Here is a 23,958-nt window from a genome sequence, read left to right on the forward strand (position 1 = left end):
GAGAGCACCTTGCCGCCCTTGTCGCATATGTGCTCCCCGCGCATGCGGGGATGATCCCGCCGACCCAAATAATGCGGCTCTTCGCCACTTCGTGTGGGTTGATTCCGCGGTGTGGCGGCAGATGACGCGGGGTTTCCTGCAGGTTGTTTCGCGCCGACAGGACTGACCGTCAGGAAGTCCCCGCGCCATGGACGACAGGATGCTAAAGAAGGCCCTCGGGCTGGAGGGCGCCGTGGTCACCGGGCGCTCCGAGTCGGGAGGCGACGTCGTCGTCGACGCCGGGCCGCGCTCCCGCGCCCCGCGCCGCCCGGCCTGCGGAAGGCGCTGCGGCGCCTGCGGCACCATGCCCCCGGGGCTCTGGAGGGCCCCGGACCTCGGGCTCTCGAGGCGCTTCGTCAGGTACGCCCCGGCCCGCGTCGAGTGCCCCGGGCACGGGGTGCGCGTCGAGGCGGTCCCCTGGGCGAGGTGCGCAGCCAGCCGCATGGCGTCGGCGTTCGGGGGCCGGCTCGCCTGGTGCGCCGCCCAGATGGGCGAGGAGGCCGCCCCGGGGCTCATGCGGGTCTTCTGGCGCACGGTCGGGTCGGCGTGCGGGCGGGCCTGCGGCGAGCCGCTCGAGGGGGAGGGCGGGTCCCTGCCGAGGGGCCTCAGGCGCTGCGCGTCGACGAGACCTCGAGGACGAGGGGGCCCGCCACGTCACGGTCGTGGCCGGCCACGACGCCGGCAGGGTCGTGTGGTGCCGGGACGGCTGCGGCAGGGCCGTGCCCTCGGAGTTCCTCGACGGGCTCGGCGAGGAGGGCCGGGCGGCCCTCGAGGTCGTTACCGCGGACGGTGCGCGGCGGATGGCCGACGTGGTCGCAGAGGGGTGCCCGAACGCCGAGGGGGGTCATGGGCCCCTTCCACGTGGTCCGGTGGGCCACCGACGCCCCGGACCGCCTCCGGCGGCAGGCGTGGAACGCCCCGAGGCGCGGCCCGGGGGCCGACCCCGCCGCCGCCGGGGCCGTGAAGGGCGGCAGGTGCGCCCTGCTCGAGAGCCCGGAGGACCTGACCGAGCGGCAGTCCGGCGCGCCCGCGTCCGTGTCGCGGGCCGGCGGGGCGCTGTGGCGTGGCCGCCCGCTAAAGGAGGGGCTCGGGGCCGTGTCCCGCTCCGCCACGGCGGCCGAGGCGAGCGAGGCCCTGGGGCGCTGGCTGTCATGGGCGTGCCGCTGCGGGATACCGGGGTTCGTCGAGGTCTCGAGGAAGGTCGGGTGCAGGCGGGAGGCGATCGTCGGGGCGGTCGCCCTCGGCGTGTCGAACGCCCGTGTCGAGGCGACGAACAACAAGGTGAAGCTGGCGGTCAGGACGGCCTACGGCTTCCGCAACGTGGGCAACCTCCTGGCGACGGTGATGCTCAGGTGCTCCCGGCTCAGCCCCCGACTGCCGGGAAGGGGATGACTCCGCCCACAGGAACGGCAGAAGCCCCATTTATAGTCAGGCTCTATCCCAAGAACATGGCCATGTACAACGGAAGCGTTACCTTTTTGCCATCTTGGCCAACGTTGCCGTCAATCAGCTTGTACCCCAGGCTTACATCGGGGCGCTCGAGCATATCGTTGAGGGAGACCGTCGACCCGCGAGACGCCTTTACCTCAACGGGGACAACGCTCGCGTCGGACGAGTCCGTTACGAACTCGATCTCCCGGTCGCCCTTCTGCGACCTCCAGTAACGAAGGGGCACGCCCTTGGCCGCAAGCATGCATGCGATCAGGTTCTCGTAGAGGCCGCCCTTCATGGGACCCGCGAGCTTGTTGTTTGCCACCGCTTCCAGCATTTCAAAGCCGTACATGGCCATGAGCACACCTGTATCGGCAGCATAAAGGCGAAATTTCGATCCGTCCTCGTATGCCGCAAGCGGGAACTGCGGCGCGGTCACGCATTGGCACCTGTGAACCATACTCGCCCCTACGAGCCAGTCCACGGATGATCCAAACTTGCGCGCCGTTCCCCTGCTCTCCACCACGGAGTACTGGAATTTTGTATTCTCCTTTGCAAGCTGGCGCGGAAGCGATTCGAAGCACACTCGTGCGCGCACCCGCTCGGGGGCTTCGGCGCATCGGGCTGCGTCGTCCAGATACGATGCCAAAAGGCTGCGCTGCTCGTCGTGGGCAATAGCGAAGCTGTTCGATTCCATAAACGCGCTCACCACCGCGGGCATTCCGCCAACGGCAAGGTATTCGCGCAGCATCTGCATCATCTTTTGATTAACGGCGGAGGGAACCGGCTCGCGCGACTCGAAGAAGCCGCGAAGGCCCTCGATAGACTCCGCGTCGTAACCGCGCGCCCATAGGTACTCCTCGAAGTCGAGAGGTCCCATGACGATCTCGTGCTCGTAGCCAACGGGCACGGATGCCTTGGCCGCCTCCTCCTTGAAGCGGATGCCCAGAAGCGACCCCGAGGCCACCACATCGCACCTGCCGTCAAGCGCAAGGTACTTGAGCGCGGCGCGCGCGGCGGGGCATTCTTGAATCTCATCAAGAAAGAGGAGCGTTTTGCCTGGGACGAACCGTGCGCCCGGGACAACGAGGGAGATCTGCCGGTAGATTGTATCGGCATCGAGCGCTCCGTCGAAAACTTCCTTGAGCTCCGGGGACTCGATGAAGTCGATGGACACGAAGTTCTCATAATCGAGGCGCCCAAACTCGGCGACTATATACGTTTTTCCAACCTGGCGAGCACCCTTGATGAGCAGGCACTCCGCACCCTTGCTCGCCCTCCACGCCCGAAGCGTTTCGAGCATCTTTCGCTTTAGCACCCTATACACCTGCCTACCAGCGGTTTGCAGCTTTTCGTGGTCTATTCTAGATATATTTGCAGCTTTTCCGGGTCTATTTTGGCGTTTCGCGCAGCTTTTCCGGGTCCAAATCGCCGCAGCGCGCAGCTTTTCCGGGTTTCTAAAGGTAGTAATCGGGGACGTTCTTAAACGACTAGCCGTCGGGGACAGTCTTCGCAGTCAGAGAAGGACTGTCCCCAAGTGCCGGCAGGAAAGGAACGTCCCTAAGTGCCGAGAGAGCGTCCCTTTTGACTAGTCGTTAAAGAACGTCCCCGATGACAAGAGAAACACGTAGTTGTGCCCGTCACCCAGGCGCCTCGCCACGTAGTCGTACAGAGCCTGTGCCTCCAACGGGTACTGCTCGTCCATGCGCTCGAAGTTGATATCGATGATGTTGTCCGGGTTGATGCCCCCTCGCATCAGGTGCTCCTGGAACATCTTGAGCACCGTCGACATGCCGCTACGACGCATGCAGATCAGGTGGTAGACTTCAAGTTAATCGGGGAGTAGAACCTATGTAAATCAGGTAGTAGATTCTATAGTATTCGAGGAGTAGCCATGATAAAGCGCGATGCGGAGGCAAAGCTGCTCAATCAGGCAGGGAAGTTTCCCGCGGTCTCGGTCACGGGTCCGCGCCAGAGCGGCAAGACCACACTTGTGCGCCAGGCCTTCCCCGACCACGAGTACGTCACGTTCGAGAATCCCGATAACCGGTCATTCTTCGAAAGCGACCCCAGGAGCTTTCTGTCCCTTCACAAGTCAAACGTCATATTCGACGAGGCCCAGCGCGTCCCCGATCTCTTCTCCTACCTCCAGGAGATCATCGACGATTCCAACGAGCCCGGGCGATTCGTCTTAACTGGATCGCAAAACTTCTTACTCCTTAAGGCCGTGAGCCAGTCGCTGGCGGGGCGCGTGGCGCTCTTCACCCTGCTCCCCCTTTCCTACCATGAGCTCGCCTCCGCGGGATTCGAGCCGAAGCGCGCGGCAGACTGGGTCTTCAACGGGGGATATCCCCGAGTGTTCTCGTCCGGCATCGACCCGCAGAGCTTCTTCCCGAGCTATATCGACACCTATCTCCAACGCGATGTGCGCGAGGAGCTCGGCGTCCGCAGCCTCTCGGCTTTCGGGAAGTTCCTGCAGCTGTGTGCGCTCAGCTGTGGAAACCTGCTGAACGTCACGAGCCTCGCCAGGGACTGCGGCGTTGACACGAAGACGGCGCGCGACTGGCTCTCGATACTCGAGGCGAGTCACATCGTCTACCTGCTCGAGCCCTATTTTTCGAATGCGCGAAAGCGGCTCATCAAGACGCCGAAGCTCTACTTCCTCGACACGGGCCTCGCCTGCAACCTCATAGGCATCGACAGCCCGGAAGAGCTGATGACGAGCCCGCAGTACGGGGCACTGTTCGAGGCTGCCATCATCGACGAGGCGCTCAAGACCTTCTATGCGGAAGGCAGGCCGCCGCAGCTCTCGTTCTGGCGCGACGGGAATAAGAACGAGATCGACCTCCTCGTCCAGCGCGGTCTCAGGGCCGTGAAGTCCGTGGAGGTCAAATCCTCCGCCACGTACAAGCCGAAGTACTTCGACGCGCTGACCGGCATATCGGAGCGTGACCTCGGTCTGGACCCCTCTGCTCGCGCCGTGGTCTACGGCGGGAATGAAAACGCCGAGACGCAGCGCGGCGGGCTCGTGTCGTTTCGGAAGGCATGGAGGCTCTTCTCCAGCGGCGCACTGGAGCACTGCTAGGAGCCGTCCGCAAGGTGGAGAGGGCGGCCTTGCAGTATCGACGAAGGCGGCATCTGAGATGCATTCGCCCAGACGCGGCAAGCCTGCTCCCCTACGCCTCGAACCGATCCGCGACGCGCGCGACCGGGACCGCACACAGCAGCGCGAGGGCGAACGTCAATATGAGTGTAGGTGACTGTCCCCGAGTGCCTGCAGGAAAGGAACGTCCCCAAGTGCCGAAAGAGTGCCCCTTTTGACTAGTCGTTAAAGAACGTCCCCGATGACAAAAGACTGGGAGTTCGATGCGATTTCGTCCGCTTTTGCTCCGATGTCGCCTTCCGTTGCTTGCCGCAACGCCTCGCTGCGGGCAACGATTGGCTCGGCGAAGAGGGAGGGAAGAGCCCATGCTGAACGAGAACATCCGCGCGATCCGGAAATCGCGAGGCCTCTCGCAAGAAGAGCTGGCCATAAAGCTGGACGTGGTGTGGCAGACGGTTTCAAAATGGCGGTGGATTTTGAAGCCGACGGCACTTTCGGGATGACGCGGGCCCCTCGGATGGGCGCCTTATCGGAATCGAGATTCGCTATCTCAACCGTGCCGCCGCATGCCGCCATGGTTTCCGATGCGATGTAAAGCCCGAGCCCGTAATGCTCATCCGTCCGGGCGGGGCCTTCACGGAAGAACTGATCGCATCCGTGTTCGAGCGCTTCTTCCGAGAAGCCCGCGCCGTCATCGACCACTTCGATTTCCAAAGGGCCGCCCTCGGAGCAAGCCATTCGAGCCGACACGCGGGAGGACGCGTGGTCGATCGCGTTCGAGACGACGTTCGCAATCGCTCGGACGAGGGCGTCTTCGTCGCCTTCGACCCGAAGCGCGTCGATGCCGCCATCTGTCGAAAGGGAGAGCTCGACCCCCGCCGTCTGTGCGAACGAGCGGCCATCCTCCTCGATTGCCGAGGCAAGCCTGCCTGCGGATGCCGTGGCGCTGCCTGCGGCGGGGAGCTGCCTTGACGCCTGCATGAGAAGGCGCACGTGGGAGTCGAGGCGCTTCGTCCCGGCCGCCGTCGCCCTTGCTGCGTCGGAGACGGCCGAGAGCCTTTCGGGGCTGGCGGGCCCGCTATCGGCGGCGAGGTCGCCCGTTTCCTCCGCGATGTATTCGGAGTTCGCGCGGATCACCGTGAGCGGGGTCTTCAGATCGTGCACGAGCGCGGCGACTTGGTCGCGCTGCCGACGTTCGGAGTCCCAGCGCGCCTTGAGTGACTCTTCGAGCGTAGCGCGCATGGCGTCCATCGCGGAGAGCACCTCGTCGACCTCGCGCACTCCGCCCGCCTCGACGGAGAACTTGAGGTCTTGGCGGGCAACGCGCGCCGTGGCGTCCGTGAGGGGGTCAAGCTTTCGCCTGATGAAGCGTCCCGCCCTCGTTGCGACGAGGGCGACTGCGGCAAGGCTTCCGGCGAACCCGGCCGCGAGCATGATGTTCTGGGGGTTGGGCAGGGGGTCCCGCAGCGCGGGGGACGTGAACTGCGGCAGGTAAGCGCTGGAGAGGACGCATGTCGCCTCGTCCTCGAGCGCGAAGGAGGCGTAGGTCGCGCCCGAGCTCCCCATCGGCGTCGAACAGGGCGTAGCGGTGAGGATTTGCGAGTTATCGTACCGCGAATATTGAGACTCGCTGCAGGATTCTTGGAAGCGTGCCGGGTATAAGCAAGCCCAATAAGGACGCAAGAGAAGGAGCATTGCCATGTGCACGTCAATTCGATTCAACGGCGTGGACGGTTCGATGCACTTCGGGCGCAACTTCGACTGGGTGTGCGGGTATGGGGAGAGCATCGTCTTCTCGCCCCGGAGCCTGCCGTACCGGTCGGTTCTTGGTGCGCCGTAGCGCGCTGAGGGCTTCGCCGTTGCGGGCGTGGGTGTGTGCGCCCAGGGTCGCCCCATGTACTTCGATTGCGCCAACGAGCGCGGTCTCGCCGTGGCGGGCCTCAACTTCCCCCCGGTTTACGCGGACTTTCCGCATGAGCCCGTCTCGTGGGGTCGACGAGAGCTTGCCGCCTGGGGCACGGGCGTGAGCATGCGCGGCATCCCCGGGGACGCCTGTTCGCCCTCGCGTTTCGTGCGCGCGGCCTATGCGAGCGCGCACTATCCGGTGAAGGATAACGAGCGCGAGAACGTTTCCCGGCTGTTCCGCACCCTGGGCGGAGTCCAAATGGTGGAGGGAACGGCGGCCGTATCCGATGGAAGGCTCGAGAAGACGTTGTTCACCAGCGGATATTCGTCTTCCACGAACACGTACTACGTCAATTCGTACGATGACTTCGCAATTCGTGCCTTCCCCATGTCCGATTTCGACCAGGATGGCATCGAGATCCAGACGCGTCCTATGCGCTAGCGGCTCTCCACTTTGGCGCTGAGGGCGACGCGGCGCTGCGCGCATGGCGCGCGGCGTCCCGCGCCCCGCCTCGCTTCGCGACGAGGATGTGCTTGTGCTCGAGCTTGGTTCGTGACAAAGTGTCCGGGTCGATTTGTCTCGGGCCGTCTTGTCATTCTCGAAGGGGTTGCATGCATGATCCTCTCGCTCGCTCCCATGGAGGGGGTTACCGGTAGCGTGTTCCGGCGCGTCCACGCCGAGTGCTTCGGGGTCCTCGACCGCTACTACACCCCGTTTGTCGCGCCGCCGCACGCGGGGTCCACGTTCGGCGGGCGCGCGGCCCGCGAGGTCGATCCCGAGCGCAACCGCGGGCTCGACGTTATCCCGCAGCTGCTCACGAAGGACGCCGACGAGTTCGTGTACGCTGCGGGGCTGCTTGCCGATATGGGCTACCGGGAGGTCAACCTCAACCTGGGATGTCCCTCGGGAACGGTCTTCAACAAGGGCAAGGGCTCGGGCTTCCTGCGTGACCCCGAGGCACTCGACGCGTTCCTCGGCGAGGCCTGTGCGCGCTCGCCGCTGCCGGTCTCGGTCAAGACGCGGCTGGGCGTGTCCGATGACGCCGAGTTCGGGCGGATCCTCGACGCCTACTGCGCCCATCCGCTCGCCGAGCTCATCGTTCACCCGCGCGTGCGCGAGGACTTCTACAAGGGCGCGCCGCGCTGGGAGCCCTATGGCGAGGCCCTTGCCCGGGCGCCCTTCCCAGTGGCCTACAACGGGGACATCTTTGCGCCGGAGGACCTGGAGGCGCTGCTCTCTGCATATCCGGCGACGCGGCATGTGATGGTGGGACGCGGCGTCCTCACCAACCCCGCGTTGCCGCGGCAGCTGCGAGGTGGTGGTCCCATGACGCCCGAGGAGCTCCATGCGTTTCATGACAGGCTGTTCGATGCCTACGAGGCCGAGATTGGTGGCAATGCGGTCTATCGCCTCAAGGAATGGTGGGCGTATGCCCGGTATGCCTTCGCGGACCCCGTCGCGGTGCATCGAGCGATGCGGAAGGCGCGCCGCGTCGAGGACTACAGGGCGGCGGCCGAGCAGGTCTTTCGCAGCGAACCGCTTGCTGACAGGCCTTGTTTCCAGGTGTGATGCCGCCCGTGGCCCCTTCGTTGACGCGTGCGCCACAGGCGTCCGCCAATCATGGCGCCACGCGTGACGAAACCGTCACCGCCCCGTAAGCCTCGGCTCATCGATCGCGCGTGTCCCCGCTGCACAATGGGGGAGAACGCAGACCCTAGCGAGGACGAGGTGATCGCGATGCCGAGGCCAGCCTTCTTCTCCCACGGAACCCCCAATCTTGTGCCAATCGAGGGAGGGCGCCTCGTTGACGCTCGCGTAGCCGGTCCTGCGGAGGCCCTGCTGCAAGCCTGCCGAGCCGCCGGCCTCGACCCGGTGGTCACGTCTGCCTATCGTAGCCCGGTCAGGCAGGCGTGGATTCTCGTCTGCAGGTTTGGCGCAAACATGCTGCGGGGTCTCTCGCCTTGTAAAGCTTGGCGAGCCGCGCGCCGCTACGTGGCGCTTCCGGGTCGGAGCGAGCACGCCTTGGGCGTCGCGCTCGACATCAGCTGCGGAGACGGTAGCCCGGGAGGCCTCGAGGGAATCCAGGACTGGCTGTTCGAGAATTCGTGGCGGTTTGGGTTCATCCGTCGGTATCCGCCGGGCAAGTTCGCCCTTACGGGTGTGGACTTCGAGCCTTGGCACTACACCTACGTTGGCGTTGACGTTGCAACTGAGCTGCGGCGTACGGGCGAGTGCCTCGAGGAGCTCGCGGCCAGGCTTGAGGTGGGTCGTCGGAGGGGTAGGGCGGCAGGACTGAGGCCGTCGTGTCTCTAGCGCACTGACTGTCGCTGCGCCGCACGGCGCGCAGGCCGAGGGCTAAGATGGCTTCCAGTTTGAGACCGGCTTTGGAGGGACGACCATGATTGACCTCATTCCCATGCGCAGAAAGCGCCAGGCCCTCAGCGAGGAAGCTGGCATCGAGGTGCTCGAGCGCGGCACGTCCGGCGTGCTCGCGCTCAATGACTCCGAGCTTGGCGCGCCGTACCAGGTGCCGCTCAACTATGGCTACCGCGCGCGCAGGCGGCGGGCTGGGGAGCTGTGAGCGGCTGCGCGTTGAATGGCAAGCCTCGTCGTCCTCCGGTTGACTAAGCCCCGGAAAGGTCAACCACCGCTCCATTGTGTCAACCGTTCCTCGCCCCGATACTTGTCTCAGGGACCGGTCCTCCCGACACTTCCAGCAAGGAGGAGCCATGAGAAACACGAGCATCGCCGAGAACATCGCCGCCGGGAGGCGCGAGCTCGGCATCACCCAGGCCGCGCTTGCCGAGCGGGTGGGCGTGACGAAGGCCGCGGTCTCGAAGTGGGAGCTTGGCCAGAGCTTGCCCGACGTCGCCATGCTGCCACGCCTCGCGTCCCAGCTGGGCGTCACGCTCGACGAGCTCATCGGCTATGGTCAGGAGCTATCAGATGAGGAAGTCTCCGCCATCGTGCGGGAGGCCACGGGGCTCTCCTTGACCGACCGCGACGCCGCCGTCGCCCGCTGCGAGCGGGAGCTGCGCGACCACGGGTCGAGTTGGAACCTGCTGGTCGCCGTTGCCGGGCTCTACGCCGGGTGGGCGACTACCGCCAGGGCCGCGGGCGAGGAGGGCGCAGCGGCGGTCCTCGGCGGTCGGGCCGACGAGCTCTGCCGCCGCGTGGTGGAGCGGTCACGTGAACCGGGTGAGGCCTTCCGGGCCCGCCAGATCCAGGCGACGCTGCTCCTGTCCGAAGGGGACGCCGCGGCCGCGGCGGCGATGCTCGAGGGGATGCTCGCCCCCGGCAGCGCGGGGGTCTATCTGCTCCTCGAGGGGGCGTACGAGAAGCTCGGCAAGAGGTCCGATGCGCTCGCGTTGAACCGACGGCACCTCGCGGAGTCCGCCGGCACGGTCCTCGTCGAGGTCATGTGCATGGTCAACCTGGCCGACGACGCTGAGGAGATCGCCCGCCTCGCGGGGCGGGGCGAGGAGGCACGCTCCGCCCTCGGTTGGGCGCTCGCGGATGCCGACTCCATCCCGAGCCTGCGTGTCACGGCGGCCGCGAGGCTGCTCGAGCTCGGAGAGGAGGCTACCGCCCTTAACCAGCTCGAGGTCATTGCGGGCGAGCAGCAGGGAGATAACACCACCCAGCTCGCTCGCCTGCTCTTGGGGGATGAATCCCATTGGCGCGACGAGTCCCTCGCTGACTGGCGCCTGGCCCTGCTGGGTCGCATGCAGGCCTGACGAGAGGAGGTTCCCATGAGAGAGTACGGGGAAAGGCCGGAAGCACCCTACCGCCGCCCTGCCCTGATGTGGTGGGAACTCCTTGCATACGCGCTGATACTCGCGATCGCGCTCGCCCTTAACGCGCTGCAGTTCCCCAAATGGGTCGCCGTCCCCCTCGTCCTTGCGGTGCTCGTGGTTCGGGCTGTACGGATAGGGATCGACTGATCCTATTGGTTCGAGTCGCTCGGCTGCTTTCCGAAAGAAGGATGGGGCGATGACCACAATTGGTGCTGAGCCATACGGTTGAGAGTCTGCAGTGTGTGCCAACTCGTTTTTCGCATCTCACTGCCGTCTCATGTGGTGCCGGCTACATCGCTACGTATTATGTGGTCCTCATCTGCACCTCGCCGCCCCATCAGCTGGGTATGCGCTCTTCGTCTGCACCTCATTTTGAGTTAGGTCTCTGCTTCAGTAATCTTTCTGTATAGAATAAGCCAACACTGTAGATATATTGAAGAGCGCCGCGGATACGCCGAGCAGCGCGCGGCCCAGCACGAGCATGCCGGCGCCCACGGCCAGGGCGCAGATGAGCGAGCTCACGGCGAAGCCCGCGGTGTCCGCCATGAAGGCGCGCTTCGCCCCGAAGCGATCCGAGAGGTTGCCGGCGAGCAGGAGCAGTGCGGCGAACGCCAGCGTGAAGCCATCGACGATCCATTGCTGCGCAGCCGTGTTCGTATGGAGCTCCGTGCCGATGGTGGGCAGCGCGACGTTCACGATGAACGTGTCCATGCCGATGAGGAACATGGCGAGGGAGGCAGCGGCGCAGGGGATCATGCTGGCGCGCCGGGCCGGCTTGCTCGCCGCGGAGCGCGGCCGCCCGCCGGTGGTCATCGCGGGTCTTTCGGGTGATCGGGCGAGGGACATCGTGCTCACGTGAATCCTCTCTGGTCGAAGGATTGAAGGGCCGAAGGGTTGCGAAGTGCTGCGAAGGGTTGCGAAGGCTGCCTAGTCGTCGCCTTGAACGCGCGGCGCGCGCGGGCTCCCGCGGCGGTGCCGTAGTTGAAGAGGCTCTCGTCCTCGTCGAGCGTGGCAATCCGTGCCATCTCCTCGTCGGAGAGTCGCCAATCCCAGATGTCGAGGCTCTGCGCCATGCGCGCCTTGGGCCTCGAGGTGATCGACGTCGACCGCTATGACCTTGGACTCTTCAACGAGTACGCGGAGAAGGCCGGCGTGCTCGTGACATCAGGAGCCTGGTCGGGCCTTCATCCGGGGCTCGTCACCGTGTAGCTCGCGGAGCCGCGCGAGGCGGCGTGTGCGCTGCTCTATCCGCTTGAGCCCGCCGTCTCTGTTCAGGCCTTCATTGACGCCAATAACGCCCTTCTCGAGCGTTCGTAGATGTCAAATTGAAACCGGCGCCTTCGCGTGTTCATTGCCATATCTATGCCACTCGTATTGGGTGGGGCAGTTCATGCTCGAGAGGGTGTTGAAGTCAGCCGCTCGTCAAGGGGAAGATCGCGAAGTACCAAGGTGTGCTCGTTACCTTGGTGCTCGTGACTCTTGGCCTGTCCATCCTCGCGAAGAACTACGTGCTCAAGTGCGGGGCGCATGCGCGTCGCGCACCTCGCCCGGATTCCCGGCTCCGCGTGCCGGGTATAACCATTCCGTCGAAATCGGGGGCGAAACTATGGGGACCATAACGACGAAACGAATCTACGACGAGCCAGGCGATGCGGACGGGGAGCGCATCCTCGTCGACCGGCTGTGGCCCCGTGGCATCTCGAAGGACCGCGCCCGGCTCACCGCGTGGGACAAGGACGTTGCCCCGTCGACGGAGCTGAGGAAATGGTTTGGGCACGACCCCGACCGTTTCGCGGAGTTTTCTGCTCGGTATCGCGACGAGCTCTCGTCCTCATCCGCTGCGGAAGAACTTGCGAGCAGGTGTCGAGATCAACTCGTGCAAGGCCGGAACGTGACGCTGCTCTATGCCGCGAAGGACGCCTCTTGCAACCATGCCGTCGTGCTTGGGGATTGGCTTGCCGAGAAGACGAAAACGGCTTGAGCCCTTGGCGGCTGGGAAAAGCTGAGGTAAGGGCCATGAAGAACGCTCTAGTTCAGATTGCATGGTTGGGAGCATCTTTCATGAAATCGCCTCCGACATCGTTCGGAACATTTCGTTGCTTGACCCGAGCAAGCGATTTGTACCTGGAGAAACGCTCATCATCTTCGATGAGATTCAGGAGCTTCCTGACGTTGCCGCCTCGCTCATGTTCTTCAAGATTGATGGTCGCTTCGATGCCATCTGTTTGGGATTGATGCTGGGGATTGACTACAAGACCATCGAGAGCAACAGCGTTGGTTAGAAAACCGATTTCGATATGAGGTCGCTCGACTTTGAGGAATACCTTTGGGCAAAGGGCTACGGCGACGACGTCATCAGTTCAATGCTGGAGCACATCGTTACGGCGCGCCCTTTTTCCGTGACGGAAGAGTCGGCCTTCACCAGTGCTTTCTTGGAGTACTGCGTGTTGGGAGGTATGCCTGCCGTCGTGAGCTCCTTCATAGAGCGTGGTCGTTCGAGGGGGCGCTCGCCATGCAGCGTCAGCTGGTCTTTGATTATCAAGAGGACATACGCAAGTTTGTTTCGGGTATCGAGCAGATGCGTGTGCTCTACGTGTTCAAGCACATGCCGGTGCAGCTTGCCAAGGAAAACAAGAAGTTCCAGATCTCTAAGGTGGCGAGCGGCGCCAGGTTCAAGGACTACTGGGGCTGCATCAAGTGGCTGGCGAGCGCGGGCGTGGTGAACATGTGCCACTGCCTGCTCGATCCGGAGCTGCCAATCAAAGGCAACTATGACCAGGCGAAGTACAAGCTGTACTTCAGCGACAGCGGCCTTCTCGTGTCCATGCTGGATGACGAGTCGAGCGATGACCTGCGATCAAACAGGAACCTCGACGTGTACAAGGGCGGGCTCTACGAGAACATCGTTGCGGAGGCGCTGGTCAAGCAGGGGTACGACCTGTTCTACTACAAGCGGGAGAACTCCACGCTTGAAGAGGATTTCTTTGTGAGGTCGGGTTCATGCCTGGTGCCCATTGAGGTGAAGGCGACAAACGGCACCGCGAAGTCCATGCGCACCTTGATCTCGTCTGACAAATACCCGGATATCAGCTGGTGGGGTTAAGATTCGCGGAGGAAACGTGGGGAGAGCAACAACGTGCTGACAATTCCGTATTTCCGTGCGTTTTTGCTGCGGAGGTGCTTGGAGCAAAGGCTTTGGTGATGACAAAACGGTCGGGTCGGTTTGTCAGCTGCCCTAGTTTACAAACCGACCGATGGTATGTATACTGGTCTCCAGGCGATTGGAGGACATATGGCACGTAACGCACATCCCGAGGAGACCGAGCATCGCATCCTCGATTCTGCCCGGAGGCTGTTTGCCGAGAAGGGCTACGAAAGGACGTCCATCCAAGACATCCTGAACGACCTCGGCGACCTCTCCAAGGGCGCCATCTACCACCATTTCAAGTCGAAGGAAGCGATCCTCGACCGGCTGAACAACGACGAGTGGGCCGTTACCGTGCGTCTGCGGGACGAGCTGCTGTGTCGGCGCGACCTGACCGCGCTCGAGAAGCTGCGGGCGCTCATCTTCTCCGTCGTCGAGGACAAGGACCATCTCGAACTCGTCCGTTCCCAGCTGGCTTTGCTCGAGGACCCCGCGTTCTTCACCTCCAACATGCGCTTTTGGTCGACGGAGCTGCCGAAGTCCTTCCGCGCCTTCGTTGACCTGGGGGTTCAGGATGGTTCGATTCCCACGGCGTATCCCGAGGAGGCGGCGCAGCTGCTCGCGCTGCTCTGCAACTACTGGCTCATGCCCTGCTTCTATCCGGCCTCGCATGACGATATGGAGCGGCGCATCCGCTCCTTGGACGCGATGCTGGACGCCATCGATGTGCCGCTGTTCGACGAGGCGCTTATCCAGCGAGCGGTCGAGGGGCTTATGGCTCTGGTGCCGGACGGGCAGGGTTCAGCTGCGTAGGCCGTTTGACGTACGTCGTCCGGGTGGCGGGTCTTTTGTGCCGTCACCCGGTTTCAAATCACCAATATACATACCAACAGTTGGTATGAATAGATATCAAGACGAAATCATGAAGGGAATCACTATGGAAGCCACCGAACAAAGCAGCGCCTCGATGCCCTCGGACATCACGGCCAATCCCCTGCGTACGCGCAACTTCGCCCTGCTTATCGCGGGTCTCGGCATATCGCTCTTCGCCAACCTCATGCTGCGGTTCGCCATGTCCATGTGGGTGCTCGACGAGACCGGCTCGGCGGCGGCGTTCGCCTCCATCCTCACGGCGAGCATCCTGCCGACGATTCTTCTTTCGCCCTTGGGCGGGGTGGTGGCGGACCGCACGAATCGCCGGACCGTCATGGTGGCGCTTGACGCGCTTTCCGCCGTAACGGTGCTAGCCTGTGCCGCGGCCTTCTCGGTGACGGGCTTCAACCTAGCGGTGATTGCCATCATGCAGGTGGTCTTAGCCGTGCTTGACGCCATGGAGACCCCGACGGTGCAGGCGGCGCTGCCGCAGATGTTCCGCTCGCACGGCGAGGACGTGATGCGCCGCGCGATGGCGGTGGTGAACGTGGTGAACCAGACGAGCACGCTCGTGCCGGCTGTGCTCGGCGGCGTGCTCTACGCGGCGGTGGGCGCCATGCCCATGATGGGGATCACGGTCGTGGGCTTCGGCGTAGCGGCTGTCGTGGAATGCTTCATCCGCCTCGACGTGCCCGAGCGTGAGGACGGTGGTCGGGCCTCTGCCCTGGACGACCTGCGTGCGGCGGGTCGCTTCCTCACGCGCGAGCGTCCCCATGCCCTCCAGCTGGTGCTGCTCTGCGCGGCGCTTAACTTCCTGGTGACGGGATACGCGGAGATCGGGTTCCCCTATATGGTGCGGACCGTGCTGGGATTCGGTTCCGAGGCGTACGGGTTCGCCTACGGTCTCGTCGGCGTGTCGGGCCTGCTTGGGGCTGTCGTGGGCGGGCGAGTTTCGAAGGCGCTCTCCATGCGGCGTTTCCCGGTGACTGTTGCCGTCTTCTCGCTCACCATCCTGCCGCAGGCGCTCGTCATGGCGCTGCCCGCGAGCGCGGGGGTGCGGCTTGCGGTGCTCACGGCGTGTACCTGCGGAACCATGGTGTCCATCACGCTCTCGAATCTAATCGCGGTGCCGGCTATCCAGATGTCCTGCCCGGAGAGCATGACGGGCAAGGTGATGTCGCTCGCACTCTCAGCGAGCATGTGCGCGCAGCCCCTCGGGCAGATCGCGTACGGCTGGGCGTACGGCGCATGGCCTGCGGGCAGGGTGCTGGCGGTGACGTTCGTGCTGACAACGGCCCTGTTGCCGCTGGTCGCGAAGGTAGCGCGACGGTATTAGATGACAAACCGGTCGGGTCGTTTTGTCATCTTTAACGCTTCTTTAGAACTGGCTTCCATCCTTGGAATCGCAAGCAAGGAATCCTATGGACGGAGGTCCCTATGGCATATGTTCTGGAGACGCGCGGGCTCACGAAGCGGTTCGGCCGCGGCAGCCGAGCGCAGGTGGCGGTCGACGGCGTGAGCCTGCACGTGGGGGAGGGACGCGTGTACGGCCTGCTCGGCCCCAACGGCGCGGGCAAGTCCACCACGCTCAAGATGGTGACGGGGATGCTGCGTCCCACGTCGGGGCAGATCCTGGTCGACGGGCATCCTTGGAGCCGCGACGACCTATACGCCATCGGCTCGCTCATCGAGCAGCCACCGCTCTATCCCAACCTCACGGCGCGAGAGAACCTGCTCGTGCGCACCACGTTGCTCGGCATCCCGGAGGGTCGCATCGACGAGGTGCTCGAGACGGTCGACCTTACAGACACCGGGTCCAAGCGCGCCGGGCGTTTCAGCCTGGGGATGAAGCAGCGACTCGGGATCGCGATTGCGCTGCTCGCGAGCCCGCGGCTTCTCATCCTGGACGAGCCGACGAACGGCCTCGACCCCATCGGCATCGAGGAGCTGCGCGGACTCATCCGGAGCTTCCCCACGCACGGGATCACCGTCATCGTGTCGAGCCACATCCTGGTCGAAGTTGAGCAGACGGCCGATGATATCGGCATCATCGTCGGCGGACGGCTTGCCTATGAGGCACCGTTGCAGGCCGGCCAGGACCTCGAGGCCCTGTTCATGGACGTGTGCCGACGGACGGGGGTGGCCGCATGAGCCGGTCTGCTACTGTGTCCGAGCGCGTCGCGAAGCCGGTGCCGCAGGCGGGATCAGCGCGCCGCCCCGGCCTCTTCCGCGCCCTGCGCTCCGAGGCGCTGAAGAGCTCCCACGGGGCACCGGTCAAGGTCGCCATCGCGCTTGCGCTGCCGTTCCCGTTGCTCTTCGGGCCGCTCTCGGGGCGCTTCGGCATGAGTCCAGAGCTCTCGTTCTCGGCGTGGAACTACTACTACGTGCTGCTCCTGCCGGTGGCGCTCACGCTCATCTCCGCGTGCGTGGCCAACTACGATGCACGGCTGCGCGACCACGTGCCGCTTTCCAGCCCGTCACCGCTCAGGCGGACCTGGTGGGCGAAGGCGCTCTGGTGCCTCGCGCTCTCGGCGCTCTCGAACGCGTGCGTGCTCGCCGTGTACCTCGTGGGTGCCGTCGTGAACCCGGGTGGGCCATCGGTTCTCGCGATGGTGGCCGCTGCGGCGACGAGCGTCATCGCGACGTCGTGGATGATTCCGGTGACGCTCTTCCTCGTCTGCCGGGCCGGGATGCTCGCTGGCGTGCTGGTGCCGCTCGCTGTGCAGATCGGTGGGGGCTTCGCGTGGTCCGCGGTCGGCGGGGTCTGGTGGGCGTTTCCGCCGGCGGCCTCGGTCATCCTGCCGAGCGCCTTCTTGCCCGTGCTGCCCACGGCCGAGCCGCTCTCGGCATCGCCCGAGCTCGCGGCTGCGATTGGGTCCTTCGGGCCTGTTCAGGCGGCGGCGCTCGCGGTTTGCGCGGCGGCGTTCGTGCTGCTCACGGTCGCCGGCGCGGTCTGGTTCAGGGGATCGGAGGAACTGTGATGGGAAACGGAAGGCATGTTGCTGCGGGCGCCGGTCGGGTGTCCCGGATGTCGCTCTGGCGCGCCGCGATCTCAGAGTGCGTGCGGCTCAGGCGCTCGCCGCTGATTGCCCTGCACCTGGCATGCGGACTTATCGCCGGTATCGCTTGCGGGGCCTACTTCGGTGTGGCGCCGTGGGACCCGCGCCTTGGCACGGACGCGTTCGTCCAGCTCGTCGGTGCGCTCATGCCCCTCATGGTCGCGATTGTGTGCGGTCTTGACGTCGACGGCGAGCGCGAGGCATCGGGCCTTGCCAGCCTGCTCGCGGTACCGTCGAGGCGCATCGCCCTTGCGGCGCGCGTGCTCGTGCTGTGGCTGCTCGGCGTCATCGCCGTGGCGGTGGCGCTCGGTTCGTTCTCGGTGATGCTCGGGGCCTTCGGGCGCGACGGGTTCTCGGCGGGCGTCTACGCCCGGGCGGCCGTGGGCATGGCGGCGGGGTCGCTCGTCCTCTACGTCGCGTCGGTCTGGCTCGCGCTCGCCCTCGGCAGGAACGCCGCCATCGGCGTCGGTGCGGCGGGCCTCGCCTGCGCCCTCTTCGCCGTGGGCGGCCTCGCGCACGGGCTCGTCACTGGTGAGCTCACTGCGGCTTCGTCGGGCGTGCTCGGCTATGTGCCGTTCGCCTGGGCGGAGCGGCTGGGGTCGCTCCTCGTGGAGCTCGGCATGGCCACGGGTGCTGGTTTGCGTGCGGTGATTTGGCAGCTCGAGGTGACCTCTGTGCTCACCCTGGCGGTCACGGCAATCGCCCTCATCGCTCTGCTTGCCTGGGTGGGTTCTTTCGAAGAGGGGAGGCGAGGGGAGTGAGCGTGTGTTCGGGGCGATGCCCCCGTACCCGGTTCCTCGCCCTGGTGCTTGCGGCAGCCCTGGTGACGATGCCCGTCCTCTCCGGCTGCAGGGGCCTGTCCCATCCGGAGGAGTTTCCCACGTCTGGCTCCTCGGCCTCATCGGTCGAGGCCACATCCAACCCTCAGACCATCACTCGCGAGGAGTTCGGGGACCTATGGCCGTTCGAGTTCGACAGTTGCGAGGTCGGCGCCGAACCCGATGCGTCGGGCGATCCGGTTCTGCGCCTCACGACGGGGGATGGCACGGTCTACGCGTTGAACGACCTTCCTGACAACGACGTTTTCCCTAAGGCGGAGGATCTCGTGCGGCCTGGGGCCTCCATCGGTCCCATCCGGTCGTTCGCGCTCAGTCTTGCTGACTTGGAATAGGATTGGTTGAGCTGCAGGCCGTTTGGCAGGCATTCGATGAGGGAGGGCACGATGGCTCGCATCCTCGCGGTCGATGACGACCGCGCCATACTTCAGCTGCTCGAGCGGGCACTCTCCCGCGACGGTCACAAGGTCGAGTGCGCCGACGACTCAACGACGGTCCCTGCGATAGATCTCTCGCGCTACGACCTCATCCTCACGGACGTGATGATGCCGGGGCTCGATGGCTTCGAGCTCGTCCGGCGCATCCGGGACCGCTTCGACGGTCCCATCATGTTCCTCACGGCCAAGGTCACCGAGGACGATGCGGTGCTGGGCCTCGGCCTCGGCGCCGACGACTACGTACGCAAGCCCTTTGGCGTGGCGGAGCTGCGCGCGAAGGTGGCTGCGTCGCTCCGCCGCGAGCGCCGGGTGCGCCGGAGCGTGCTCAACCTCGGCCGCGTGCGCTTCGACCTCGGGGCATGCGAACTCAGTGTGACAGCTCCCGACGGCTCGACCGGCGCGCCCGTTCCCCTCACGCCCACTGAGTACAGCATCTGCGAGTTCCTCGCCAAGCACCCCGGCCGTGCCTATAGCCGGGCGCAGATCCGCGAGGCGGTACGGGGCTGGGAGAGCGAGACGGATGACGCGGCGGTCTCAGTCCACGTGGGCAAGGCGCGGGCCAAGCTCCGCGCCGCGGACGTCGATCCCATCGCTACGGTGTGGGGCGTCGGGTACAAGTGGGGGGCGGGCGCATGAGTCGTACGCGTGGCCGGGGCGGCCGGTTTCGCGTCCCGCTTGCCCTCGTGGTCGGGCGTTACTTCGCCCTCGTCCTGCTCGGGGCCGTCCTCACCGTGGGCGGTCCCTGGGCGCTGCTCTCCGGCGCCATGGTTCGCGGGGAGGTGCTCACGGCGGACTGGGGCGCGACGCATGCGGACGAGACGATTTCCGGTATAGCCTCTGCCGGTTCCCTTGACTCGGAATCGCTCCCCTCGGCTTATCAATGGGCTCATTTCTCGGCAGCGGGCAACGTGCTTTCAGCGGACATGGATGAGGAGGCCCTTGCGAACGTTCGCAAATCGGTATCGAGCGCTTCCGCAGACGAGACGTCCGTCCGACCCAGCCCCGATGTCTCGTCTGGCTCGTACGGGCAGGTGGCGGCCGTGAAGCTCGCCGATGGCACGTGGGCAGCAATCTCCTGGGACATGATGCCCCACTGGGTCGACCACGCACGGGACGCGTCCTGGCCGAACCCCCAGGACCTCTGGCTCATCGCGACCGCGCTCTCCACCGTGCTCATGGTCGTCCTCGTCGCCCTGCGCGCCGCCCGCGTGCTCACGCGAAAGATGGAGCCGCTCGTGGCGGCGGCGAACGCCGTTGCCGCCGACGACCTCGACAAGCCCGCCGGCACGAGCCGCGTGGCCGAGGTCGACGACGTGCTCGCCGCGATGGAGCGCATGCGGGTGTCGCTGAAGCGGTCCCTCGAGGAGCAGATGGCGTCTGAGGAGGCCCGGCGCGAGCGCATGGAGAAGCTCGCCCACGAGTTCAAGACCCCACTCACCCTCATCCAGGGCAACGCCGAGCTCCTCGCCGCAGATCTCGAGGACGGTCGGCTCCAGGGCGAGCAGGCCGACGAGGCCCGCGCCATCCTCGACGCCACCCACCGCCTGGACGCGGCCCTCATCGACATCATCGCCGCCTGGCGGGAGGGTGAGTGGGACGGCGAGGGGCGGTCGGAACCCGATACGGATTCGCGAGGCTGAGCTCCGAAGTACGCAACAGCGAAATAGAATCGAGTGACAGGGATGCCTGACTGCCCCAGCTGACTCTTCATCCATATTGGGTGTGGGCGTGCGCAGCGAGGGGACTTTACACCCTTGTCTCCTCGTCTTACCATAAACGTACGTAAAAGCGTACGCTTTGGTAAAGGAGGCCGCATGACTTCTATTACGGCAACGGCGGCACGCAAGGACCTGTACAACGTTATCACGCGCGTCAACGTGGACTGCGCTCCGGTGGCCATCACGAACAGTCGCGGCAAGGGTGCCGTGCTCGTCGGAGAGGATGAGTGGGCCTCTATCGAGGAGACGCTCCATCTCATGGGTATTCCCAGCGTTGCCGAGTCGATTGTTGCGGGGAAGGCGGAGCCGGTCGAGATTTGCGCCACCGAAGACGCGCTGGACTGGTAGCCATGTGGCTTGTCGTGTTCACCAAGCAGGCCCAGAAGGATGCAAGGCAACTCAAGGCGGCGGGGCTTGCCGGCAAGGCGAAGGCGCTCGTCGCGGCGGTGCGGGAGGATCCTATCAAGGCTCCTCCGCGCTATGAGGCCCTCGTTGGCAATCTATCTGGCCTCTACTCCCGTCGCATCAGCCTGCGGCACCGCTTCGTTTACGAGACGATCAAGGGGGAGATTGAGAGGGGCGGCACTCTCTATGAGGGAGCGGTCAAGGTCGTTCGCATGTGGACGTATTATGACGGTGTGCGATAACGGTTGGACGCTGGATGCGAGCCTCATTGACATCATCTCCGCCAAGCAAGAGGACGAGCGCGACCACGCCTGACATTTTCCGGGGATTGTCATCCCACGAGCGGATGCTGCTCATGTCGATGTTGTTCCGCATTGGTTTCCTTCTCTATGGCAAGGGGTAGAATTGATGGAGATTGAGTTGGAGGTGGAACCATGGTAGTGAGGGCGAATGCCCAGAACACGGCAACTCTTGGCAATTCAGATGGCTTCACGGAGTTTCGATTTAGGGACGTCCTCATTCGGTTTCGCGCTCCGTATTCACTTGAGCGTTACACACGTGTGAAACAATGGGATGCGGGCTATCTCGTTGCCGACGCCAAGTATTCGCACAACTCAGATGACGAGGAAGAGTACATCGACCTCGTGCCGATTCTTAAGGACCTATATATAGATTCGGATGTGTTTCTTTCTCCCATTAAGAACGTGGAGGTGGCTCATGCCTGATATCGAGGCGGTTGCGAGTACTGCGGACATGATAGTGAACGGCTACGCCTTCTCCCAGGAGGATGATGGCCGAATCCGAGTTCTCAATCTCAACTCGCCCACCACGGCAGTCGTTCTCGATGGCGAAGGCGACGTTCTCGAGACGAGCATGGATGACATGGAGCTTGGTATCGTGCGGGGCTATTTCCTCAGCAACAGGGAGTTCCTTGGGGCGAATAATGCCTAAGTACTTCCAGTTCATGGTTGCCGGATACTACCTATATTTCACCTCGTTTTGCGTCGTTGAGTGCATGCACGTCCACGCCAGTGATGGTCGGCTGGCGGAAGCGGGCTCCGCGAAGTTCTTTGTCAGGGCGAATGGGGATACCGAGCTTCAACATCGTGGCAAGCTGTCCGCCCGTGAAATTGGAATCATCCAGAAGTTCATAAAGAAGAACTATCGTGAGATGTACCTCAAGTGGCGTGAGTACAGCCATGAGGGATTTTACGGAGAAAAGTAGGAGTTTTCCCATGCGGCATTAATGTGCTTCAATAAGGGAGACTTGGAGATCGTAGTTGCTTACGGCATTGTTTTTTATTTTTTTGATATTGCTTATCGGGTCCATTTGTTTGGATGAGTCATCTTACAAGTGCTAAGTCTCCTAAATAATAACTAGCATTTGAATACTCTGCCGACTATTTATCTTGCGCTTGAGTATGCCTCTCTTATGTTGGTGAATTTGATGGGGGTAATTGGAGCTATCTGCTATTTAGCGGTGATGATTGGGCTTTCCGTTTGCACATGGAAAACAAATCCCGATTTGCCTTCCATTCTGGTGAATGCCTTTAATACGATTGCTGCTGTGGCTGCTATGCTTGGGCAATCTATTTCGAGTCTCTCAACTTCATATCGTTGGTATTGTTGGACTCTCGCAATTTTCAGCTCATTCTCGTTAGCGGGATTTGTTTCTTCCATCTGCTTGTGCAAAGAGCTGGATGCCTTCTAAGAGTTGCTGTGTCTCTTTCGAAAAAAACGCGCGACAAAAATCGGGAGGATACCGTACTTAGTTAATACCCTCTCCTTTGTCCCAAATGCAAAAGTGAATGTCAAATCGTCATTAAACAATTCAATATAACCGTTATCAAAGTTCCAGACGTACAGCCACAGAGCCGATAACATAAAGGAGTATTTTTCTTTTATGGTTTGCTCAGCTATTTTTAAGTTAAGGAGAGAACAGCTATGGGAGACTATGCGCTTACAACAAAACCCCAGATTGAGAACGTCACCTCCCCGCCGCCTTGGAGCTGGTCCTCGGGCACCTGATGCGTTCTTTTGTGAGCGAGCCGTCGTCGGCCTACCCCTCGCGCGACTCCCGTGATCCCATCCCGCACCTCCACCACGCCACGGCGAGCTGGGTGCGGTCGCGCAGTCCGAGCTTGGCGAGCACGCGGCTCACGTTCCTCCGGACGCTCGCGGGCTCCATCACCATGTGCGCGGCGACCTCCTCGTTCGAGAGCCCCTCGGCCACGAGGGACGCCGTCTCGAGCTCGCGGGGCGATAGCGAGGAGAGCGCCTCCAGGAGGCGGGCCCGCTCGGGGTCCTCGGCGGCGCCCGGGACGGTGCGGGCCACGATCTCCCGCGTCACGCGGGGCGTGAGCACGGCGCCGCCAGCGGCGAGCGCGCGGATGGCCCGGCACAGCTCGCGGGCGGTGGCGTCCTTGAGCAGGAACCCGGCCGCGCCGGCGGCGAGCCCGCCCAGCGCGTAGTCGTCCCTGTCGTAGGTCGTGAGCAAAAGCGTCCGCACGGAGGGGAAGCGCGAGGCGACCTCGCGGGCGAGCGCCACGCCGCCCGTCCCGGGCATGCGCACGTCCGAGACGACGACGTCGGGCAGGGGCTCGCCGAAGCCCTCCCGGCGCGCAAGCTCCGCAAGCGCCGCCCCTCCGTCGTCGGCGGTGGCGATCACGGAGAGCCCCGGGTCACGCCCCACCATCATGGAGAGGCCCATCCTCGCCGAGGCCTGGTCGTCAACGACCACCACGCGTATCATCCCGGGCTCCCTCCGCCGTCTCCGGGGGCTTGCCCCCGCGGGCCCCAGCCCGCTTCGATCGGCCCGCCGCCCGTCCTCTCCTCCGCGTCGGCGACGAGGCCGGCGAGCTCGCGCACCGTCTCGCGGGTTTGCGCGAGCCCCGCACGCGCCTCCGCGTTGATGGCGGCGACCGCCGCGTCGACCCGCTTGTCTCCGGTGCCGCCGCCCAGCCCCTCGCAGAGCGTCACGATGGCGGTGAGCCGCTGGCCCACCGAGTCATGGAGCGAGGCGGCCATGCGGGCCTGCCGCTCGGCCTGGTCGCGGCGCGCCTCGGCGGCCATGGCGCGCGCCCTGGCCTCCCGGGCGTCGTGCGCGCCGCGCAGGGAGCCGCCCAGAAGGAAGGCTGAGCCCGCGGTGAGCTCGCGCGCCGCGATCTCGGCCACCAGCGCGGCGGGTCCCGACCCGTCCGCGGCCACGA

At 64.2% G+C, this 23,958-nt stretch carries 30 protein-coding genes and 3 pseudogenes; 26 read left to right on the forward strand and 7 right to left on the reverse strand.

All coding sequences use genetic code 11. The features are described from left to right. Positions 1 to 728: 728 nt before the first annotated feature. Positions 729 to 818: pseudogene (locus tag EFAMC1_RS11540) on the forward strand (hypothetical protein); the annotation flags it as partial. A gap of 67 nt (positions 819 to 885) precedes the next feature. Next, on the forward strand, positions 886 to 1,431 hold the full coding sequence (locus tag EFAMC1_RS09300; RefSeq protein WP_154053999.1) for a transposase: 546 nt from the start codon (positions 886 to 888) through the stop codon (positions 1,429 to 1,431). A 43-nt stretch (positions 1,432 to 1,474) separates the two neighbouring features. Here the strand turns inward: EFAMC1_RS09300 and EFAMC1_RS09305 are convergent, their stop codons facing one another. Both EFAMC1_RS09305 and EFAMC1_RS09310 read right to left on the reverse strand, forming a co-directional pair. Continuing rightward, the gene (locus EFAMC1_RS09305; RefSeq protein WP_154054000.1) at positions 1,475 to 2,773 is read right to left on the reverse strand and encodes an ATP-binding protein; all 1,299 of its coding nucleotides are present in this window, start codon (positions 2,771 to 2,773) and stop codon (positions 1,475 to 1,477) included. A gap of 285 nt (positions 2,774 to 3,058) precedes the next feature. Beyond that, the gene (locus tag EFAMC1_RS09310; protein ID WP_187324646.1) at positions 3,059 to 3,226 is read right to left on the reverse strand and encodes a hypothetical protein; all 168 of its coding nucleotides are present in this window, start codon (positions 3,224 to 3,226) and stop codon (positions 3,059 to 3,061) included. Positions 3,227 to 3,364: 138 nt separating this feature from the next. Here EFAMC1_RS09310 and EFAMC1_RS09315 point away from each other — a divergent pair, with 138 nt between their 5' ends. After that, positions 3,365 to 4,555, forward strand: coding sequence for an ATP-binding protein (locus tag EFAMC1_RS09315; RefSeq protein WP_154054001.1), 1,191 nt, complete (start codon positions 3,365 to 3,367; stop codon positions 4,553 to 4,555). A gap of 243 nt (positions 4,556 to 4,798) precedes the next feature. On the opposite strand, the gene EFAMC1_RS09320 is transcribed toward EFAMC1_RS09315, so the two are convergent. Next, on the reverse strand, positions 4,799 to 6,274 hold the full coding sequence (locus EFAMC1_RS09320) for a sensor histidine kinase (protein ID WP_187324647.1): 1,476 nt from the start codon (positions 6,272 to 6,274) through the stop codon (positions 4,799 to 4,801). On the opposite strand from EFAMC1_RS09320, the pseudogene EFAMC1_RS09330 reads away from it, so the two are divergent. From EFAMC1_RS09330 to EFAMC1_RS09355, 6 genes and pseudogenes are all read left to right on the forward strand, one after another. After that, positions 6,273 to 6,920: pseudogene (locus tag EFAMC1_RS09330) on the forward strand (linear amide C-N hydrolase). The gene EFAMC1_RS09320 and the pseudogene EFAMC1_RS09330 sit on opposite strands and share 2 nt — an antisense overlap. 174 nt (positions 6,921 to 7,094) lie before the next feature. Then, positions 7,095 to 8,048 (forward strand): tRNA dihydrouridine synthase, encoded by a 954-nt coding sequence (locus EFAMC1_RS09335; RefSeq protein WP_154054003.1) that lies wholly within the window; start codon positions 7,095 to 7,097, stop codon positions 8,046 to 8,048. Positions 8,049 to 8,258: 210 nt separating this feature from the next. After that, complete coding sequence (locus EFAMC1_RS09340; protein WP_187324648.1) at positions 8,259 to 8,792, forward strand: D-alanyl-D-alanine carboxypeptidase family protein; 534 nt, start codon at positions 8,259 to 8,261, stop codon at positions 8,790 to 8,792. An 85-nt stretch (positions 8,793 to 8,877) separates the two neighbouring features. After that, the gene (locus EFAMC1_RS09345; RefSeq protein ID WP_154054005.1) at positions 8,878 to 9,060 is read left to right on the forward strand and encodes a hypothetical protein; all 183 of its coding nucleotides are present in this window, start codon (positions 8,878 to 8,880) and stop codon (positions 9,058 to 9,060) included. A gap of 148 nt (positions 9,061 to 9,208) precedes the next feature. After that, the gene (locus tag EFAMC1_RS09350; RefSeq protein WP_154054006.1) at positions 9,209 to 10,216 is read left to right on the forward strand and encodes a helix-turn-helix domain-containing protein; all 1,008 of its coding nucleotides are present in this window, start codon (positions 9,209 to 9,211) and stop codon (positions 10,214 to 10,216) included. A gap of 15 nt (positions 10,217 to 10,231) precedes the next feature. Next, entirely contained in the window at positions 10,232 to 10,423 is a 192-nt protein-coding gene (locus tag EFAMC1_RS09355) for a hypothetical protein (RefSeq protein WP_154054007.1), read from the forward strand. Positions 10,424 to 10,666: 243 nt separating this feature from the next. On the opposite strand, the gene EFAMC1_RS09360 is transcribed toward EFAMC1_RS09355, so the two are convergent. Continuing rightward, positions 10,667 to 11,089, reverse strand: a complete 423-nt coding sequence (locus EFAMC1_RS09360) for an MFS transporter (protein WP_261981855.1) — start codon at positions 11,087 to 11,089, stop codon at positions 10,667 to 10,669. A 38-nt stretch (positions 11,090 to 11,127) separates the two neighbouring features. Then, positions 11,128 to 11,349: a hypothetical protein gene (locus EFAMC1_RS09365; protein WP_154054008.1), complete on the reverse strand. Its 222-nt coding sequence runs from the start codon at positions 11,347 to 11,349 to the stop codon at positions 11,128 to 11,130. On the opposite strand from EFAMC1_RS09365, the gene EFAMC1_RS09370 reads away from it, so the two are divergent. The 17 genes and pseudogenes from EFAMC1_RS09370 to EFAMC1_RS11545 all read left to right on the forward strand — a co-directional run. After that, positions 11,348 to 11,485 (forward strand): hypothetical protein, encoded by a 138-nt coding sequence (locus EFAMC1_RS09370; RefSeq protein WP_187324649.1) that lies wholly within the window; start codon positions 11,348 to 11,350, stop codon positions 11,483 to 11,485. The two genes, EFAMC1_RS09365 and EFAMC1_RS09370, sit on opposite strands and share 2 nt — an antisense overlap. Before the next feature lie 397 nt (positions 11,486 to 11,882). Continuing rightward, positions 11,883 to 12,257 carry a DUF488 domain-containing protein gene (locus EFAMC1_RS09375; RefSeq protein ID WP_154028140.1) on the forward strand — a complete coding sequence of 125 codons (375 nt, stop codon included), beginning with the start codon at positions 11,883 to 11,885 and terminating at the stop codon, positions 12,255 to 12,257. Positions 12,258 to 12,318: 61 nt separating this feature from the next. Continuing rightward, positions 12,319 to 12,558: a hypothetical protein gene (locus tag EFAMC1_RS09380; RefSeq protein ID WP_222838702.1), complete on the forward strand. Its 240-nt coding sequence runs from the start codon at positions 12,319 to 12,321 to the stop codon at positions 12,556 to 12,558. A 230-nt stretch (positions 12,559 to 12,788) separates the two neighbouring features. Next, the gene (locus EFAMC1_RS09385) at positions 12,789 to 13,379 is read left to right on the forward strand and encodes a DUF4143 domain-containing protein (protein WP_222838703.1); all 591 of its coding nucleotides are present in this window, start codon (positions 12,789 to 12,791) and stop codon (positions 13,377 to 13,379) included. A 189-nt stretch (positions 13,380 to 13,568) separates the two neighbouring features. Continuing rightward, positions 13,569 to 14,234 carry a TetR/AcrR family transcriptional regulator gene (locus EFAMC1_RS09390; RefSeq protein ID WP_154054009.1) on the forward strand — a complete coding sequence of 222 codons (666 nt, stop codon included), beginning with the start codon at positions 13,569 to 13,571 and terminating at the stop codon, positions 14,232 to 14,234. A 124-nt stretch (positions 14,235 to 14,358) separates the two neighbouring features. Next, the gene (locus tag EFAMC1_RS09395) at positions 14,359 to 15,630 is read left to right on the forward strand and encodes an MFS transporter (RefSeq protein WP_154054010.1); all 1,272 of its coding nucleotides are present in this window, start codon (positions 14,359 to 14,361) and stop codon (positions 15,628 to 15,630) included. 101 nt (positions 15,631 to 15,731) lie between these two features. After that, complete coding sequence (locus EFAMC1_RS09400; protein ID WP_154054011.1) at positions 15,732 to 16,445, forward strand: lantibiotic protection ABC transporter ATP-binding protein; 714 nt, start codon at positions 15,732 to 15,734, stop codon at positions 16,443 to 16,445. Then, the gene (locus tag EFAMC1_RS09405) at positions 16,442 to 17,275 is read left to right on the forward strand and encodes a hypothetical protein (RefSeq protein ID WP_261981856.1); all 834 of its coding nucleotides are present in this window, start codon (positions 16,442 to 16,444) and stop codon (positions 17,273 to 17,275) included. The genes EFAMC1_RS09400 and EFAMC1_RS09405 overlap by 4 nt, the downstream gene beginning before the upstream one ends. Further along, on the forward strand, positions 17,275 to 18,114 hold the full coding sequence (locus EFAMC1_RS09410; RefSeq protein ID WP_154054012.1) for an ABC transporter permease: 840 nt from the start codon (positions 17,275 to 17,277) through the stop codon (positions 18,112 to 18,114). Before EFAMC1_RS09405 ends, EFAMC1_RS09410 begins: the two co-directional genes overlap by 1 nt. Then, positions 18,111 to 18,524, forward strand: a complete 414-nt coding sequence (locus tag EFAMC1_RS09415) for a superoxide dismutase (RefSeq protein ID WP_154054013.1) — start codon at positions 18,111 to 18,113, stop codon at positions 18,522 to 18,524. The genes EFAMC1_RS09410 and EFAMC1_RS09415 overlap by 4 nt, the downstream gene beginning before the upstream one ends. A gap of 51 nt (positions 18,525 to 18,575) precedes the next feature. After that, positions 18,576 to 19,262 carry a response regulator transcription factor gene (locus EFAMC1_RS09420; RefSeq protein WP_154054014.1) on the forward strand — a complete coding sequence of 229 codons (687 nt, stop codon included), beginning with the start codon at positions 18,576 to 18,578 and terminating at the stop codon, positions 19,260 to 19,262. Next, positions 19,259 to 20,266 carry a histidine kinase dimerization/phospho-acceptor domain-containing protein gene (locus tag EFAMC1_RS09425; RefSeq protein WP_154054015.1) on the forward strand — a complete coding sequence of 336 codons (1,008 nt, stop codon included), beginning with the start codon at positions 19,259 to 19,261 and terminating at the stop codon, positions 20,264 to 20,266. Before EFAMC1_RS09420 ends, EFAMC1_RS09425 begins: the two co-directional genes overlap by 4 nt. A gap of 174 nt (positions 20,267 to 20,440) precedes the next feature. Then, a complete protein-coding gene (locus EFAMC1_RS09430) occupies positions 20,441 to 20,692 on the forward strand; it encodes a type II toxin-antitoxin system Phd/YefM family antitoxin (RefSeq protein WP_154054016.1) in 252 nt (83 codons plus the stop codon). A gap of 2 nt (positions 20,693 to 20,694) precedes the next feature. Next, on the forward strand, positions 20,695 to 20,991 hold the full coding sequence (locus EFAMC1_RS09435; protein ID WP_154054017.1) for a Txe/YoeB family addiction module toxin: 297 nt from the start codon (positions 20,695 to 20,697) through the stop codon (positions 20,989 to 20,991). A 475-nt stretch (positions 20,992 to 21,466) separates the two neighbouring features. Continuing rightward, positions 21,467 to 21,700 carry a hypothetical protein gene (locus EFAMC1_RS09440; protein ID WP_154054019.1) on the forward strand — a complete coding sequence of 78 codons (234 nt, stop codon included), beginning with the start codon at positions 21,467 to 21,469 and terminating at the stop codon, positions 21,698 to 21,700. Then, on the forward strand, positions 21,693 to 21,974 hold the full coding sequence (locus EFAMC1_RS09445) for a DUF4160 domain-containing protein (protein ID WP_154054020.1): 282 nt from the start codon (positions 21,693 to 21,695) through the stop codon (positions 21,972 to 21,974). Before EFAMC1_RS09440 ends, EFAMC1_RS09445 begins: the two co-directional genes overlap by 8 nt. Positions 21,975 to 22,537: 563 nt before the next feature. Further along, positions 22,538 to 22,630: pseudogene (locus EFAMC1_RS11545) on the forward strand (cysteine-rich KTR domain-containing protein); the annotation flags it as partial. A 178-nt stretch (positions 22,631 to 22,808) separates the two neighbouring features. On the opposite strand, the gene EFAMC1_RS09455 reads toward EFAMC1_RS11545, so the two are convergent. Beyond that, positions 22,809 to 23,501, reverse strand: a complete 693-nt coding sequence (locus EFAMC1_RS09455; RefSeq protein WP_154054021.1) for a response regulator transcription factor — start codon at positions 23,499 to 23,501, stop codon at positions 22,809 to 22,811. Next, positions 23,498 to 23,958 (reverse strand): histidine kinase (locus EFAMC1_RS09460; RefSeq protein ID WP_261981857.1); only part of this gene is annotated, 461 nt, incomplete at its 5' end. The genes EFAMC1_RS09460 and EFAMC1_RS09455, both read right to left, overlap by 4 nt.

Source organism: Olsenella uli (genome assembly GCF_901212675.1).
Taxonomy (GTDB): Bacteria; Actinomycetota; Coriobacteriia; order Coriobacteriales; family Atopobiaceae; genus Parolsenella; species Parolsenella uli_B.

What these genes read in the sequence shown, in the direction of transcription:
- EFAMC1_RS09300 (WP_154053999.1), top strand. Translation starts at nt 886, where the DNA reads ATGGGCCCCTTCCACGTGGTCCGGTGGGCCACCGACGCCCCGGACCGC.
- EFAMC1_RS09305 (WP_154054000.1), bottom strand. Translation starts at nt 2,773, where the DNA reads ATGCTCGAAACGCTTCGGGCGTGGAGGGCGAGCAAGGGTGCGGAGTGC.
- EFAMC1_RS09310 (WP_187324646.1), bottom strand. Translation starts at nt 3,226, where the DNA reads ATGCGAGGGGGCATCAACCCGGACAACATCATCGATATCAACTTCGAG.
- EFAMC1_RS09315 (WP_154054001.1), top strand. Translation starts at nt 3,365, where the DNA reads ATGATAAAGCGCGATGCGGAGGCAAAGCTGCTCAATCAGGCAGGGAAG.
- EFAMC1_RS09320 (WP_187324647.1), bottom strand. Translation starts at nt 6,274, where the DNA reads ATGGCAATGCTCCTTCTCTTGCGTCCTTATTGGGCTTGCTTATACCCG.
- EFAMC1_RS09335 (WP_154054003.1), top strand. Translation starts at nt 7,095, where the DNA reads ATGATCCTCTCGCTCGCTCCCATGGAGGGGGTTACCGGTAGCGTGTTC.
- EFAMC1_RS09345 (WP_154054005.1), top strand. Translation starts at nt 8,878, where the DNA reads ATGATTGACCTCATTCCCATGCGCAGAAAGCGCCAGGCCCTCAGCGAG.
- EFAMC1_RS09350 (WP_154054006.1), top strand. Translation starts at nt 9,209, where the DNA reads ATGAGAAACACGAGCATCGCCGAGAACATCGCCGCCGGGAGGCGCGAG.
- EFAMC1_RS09355 (WP_154054007.1), top strand. Translation starts at nt 10,232, where the DNA reads ATGAGAGAGTACGGGGAAAGGCCGGAAGCACCCTACCGCCGCCCTGCC.
- EFAMC1_RS09360 (WP_261981855.1), bottom strand. Translation starts at nt 11,089, where the DNA reads ATGACCACCGGCGGGCGGCCGCGCTCCGCGGCGAGCAAGCCGGCCCGG.
- EFAMC1_RS09370 (WP_187324649.1), top strand. Translation starts at nt 11,348, where the DNA reads ATGCGCGCCTTGGGCCTCGAGGTGATCGACGTCGACCGCTATGACCTT.
- EFAMC1_RS09365 (WP_154054008.1), bottom strand. Translation starts at nt 11,349, where the DNA reads ATGGCGCAGAGCCTCGACATCTGGGATTGGCGACTCTCCGACGAGGAG.
- EFAMC1_RS09375 (WP_154028140.1), top strand. Translation starts at nt 11,883, where the DNA reads ATGGGGACCATAACGACGAAACGAATCTACGACGAGCCAGGCGATGCG.
- EFAMC1_RS09380 (WP_222838702.1), top strand. Translation starts at nt 12,319, where the DNA reads ATGGTTGGGAGCATCTTTCATGAAATCGCCTCCGACATCGTTCGGAAC.
- EFAMC1_RS09385 (WP_222838703.1), top strand. Translation starts at nt 12,789, where the DNA reads ATGCAGCGTCAGCTGGTCTTTGATTATCAAGAGGACATACGCAAGTTT.
- EFAMC1_RS09390 (WP_154054009.1), top strand. Translation starts at nt 13,569, where the DNA reads ATGGCACGTAACGCACATCCCGAGGAGACCGAGCATCGCATCCTCGAT.
- EFAMC1_RS09395 (WP_154054010.1), top strand. Translation starts at nt 14,359, where the DNA reads ATGGAAGCCACCGAACAAAGCAGCGCCTCGATGCCCTCGGACATCACG.
- EFAMC1_RS09400 (WP_154054011.1), top strand. Translation starts at nt 15,732, where the DNA reads ATGGCATATGTTCTGGAGACGCGCGGGCTCACGAAGCGGTTCGGCCGC.
- EFAMC1_RS09405 (WP_261981856.1), top strand. Translation starts at nt 16,442, where the DNA reads ATGAGCCGGTCTGCTACTGTGTCCGAGCGCGTCGCGAAGCCGGTGCCG.
- EFAMC1_RS09410 (WP_154054012.1), top strand. Translation starts at nt 17,275, where the DNA reads ATGGGAAACGGAAGGCATGTTGCTGCGGGCGCCGGTCGGGTGTCCCGG.
- EFAMC1_RS09420 (WP_154054014.1), top strand. Translation starts at nt 18,576, where the DNA reads ATGGCTCGCATCCTCGCGGTCGATGACGACCGCGCCATACTTCAGCTG.
- EFAMC1_RS09425 (WP_154054015.1), top strand. Translation starts at nt 19,259, where the DNA reads ATGAGTCGTACGCGTGGCCGGGGCGGCCGGTTTCGCGTCCCGCTTGCC.
- EFAMC1_RS09430 (WP_154054016.1), top strand. Translation starts at nt 20,441, where the DNA reads ATGACTTCTATTACGGCAACGGCGGCACGCAAGGACCTGTACAACGTT.
- EFAMC1_RS09435 (WP_154054017.1), top strand. Translation starts at nt 20,695, where the DNA reads ATGTGGCTTGTCGTGTTCACCAAGCAGGCCCAGAAGGATGCAAGGCAA.
- EFAMC1_RS09440 (WP_154054019.1), top strand. Translation starts at nt 21,467, where the DNA reads ATGCCTGATATCGAGGCGGTTGCGAGTACTGCGGACATGATAGTGAAC.
- EFAMC1_RS09445 (WP_154054020.1), top strand. Translation starts at nt 21,693, where the DNA reads ATGCCTAAGTACTTCCAGTTCATGGTTGCCGGATACTACCTATATTTC.
- EFAMC1_RS09455 (WP_154054021.1), bottom strand. Translation starts at nt 23,501, where the DNA reads ATGATACGCGTGGTGGTCGTTGACGACCAGGCCTCGGCGAGGATGGGC.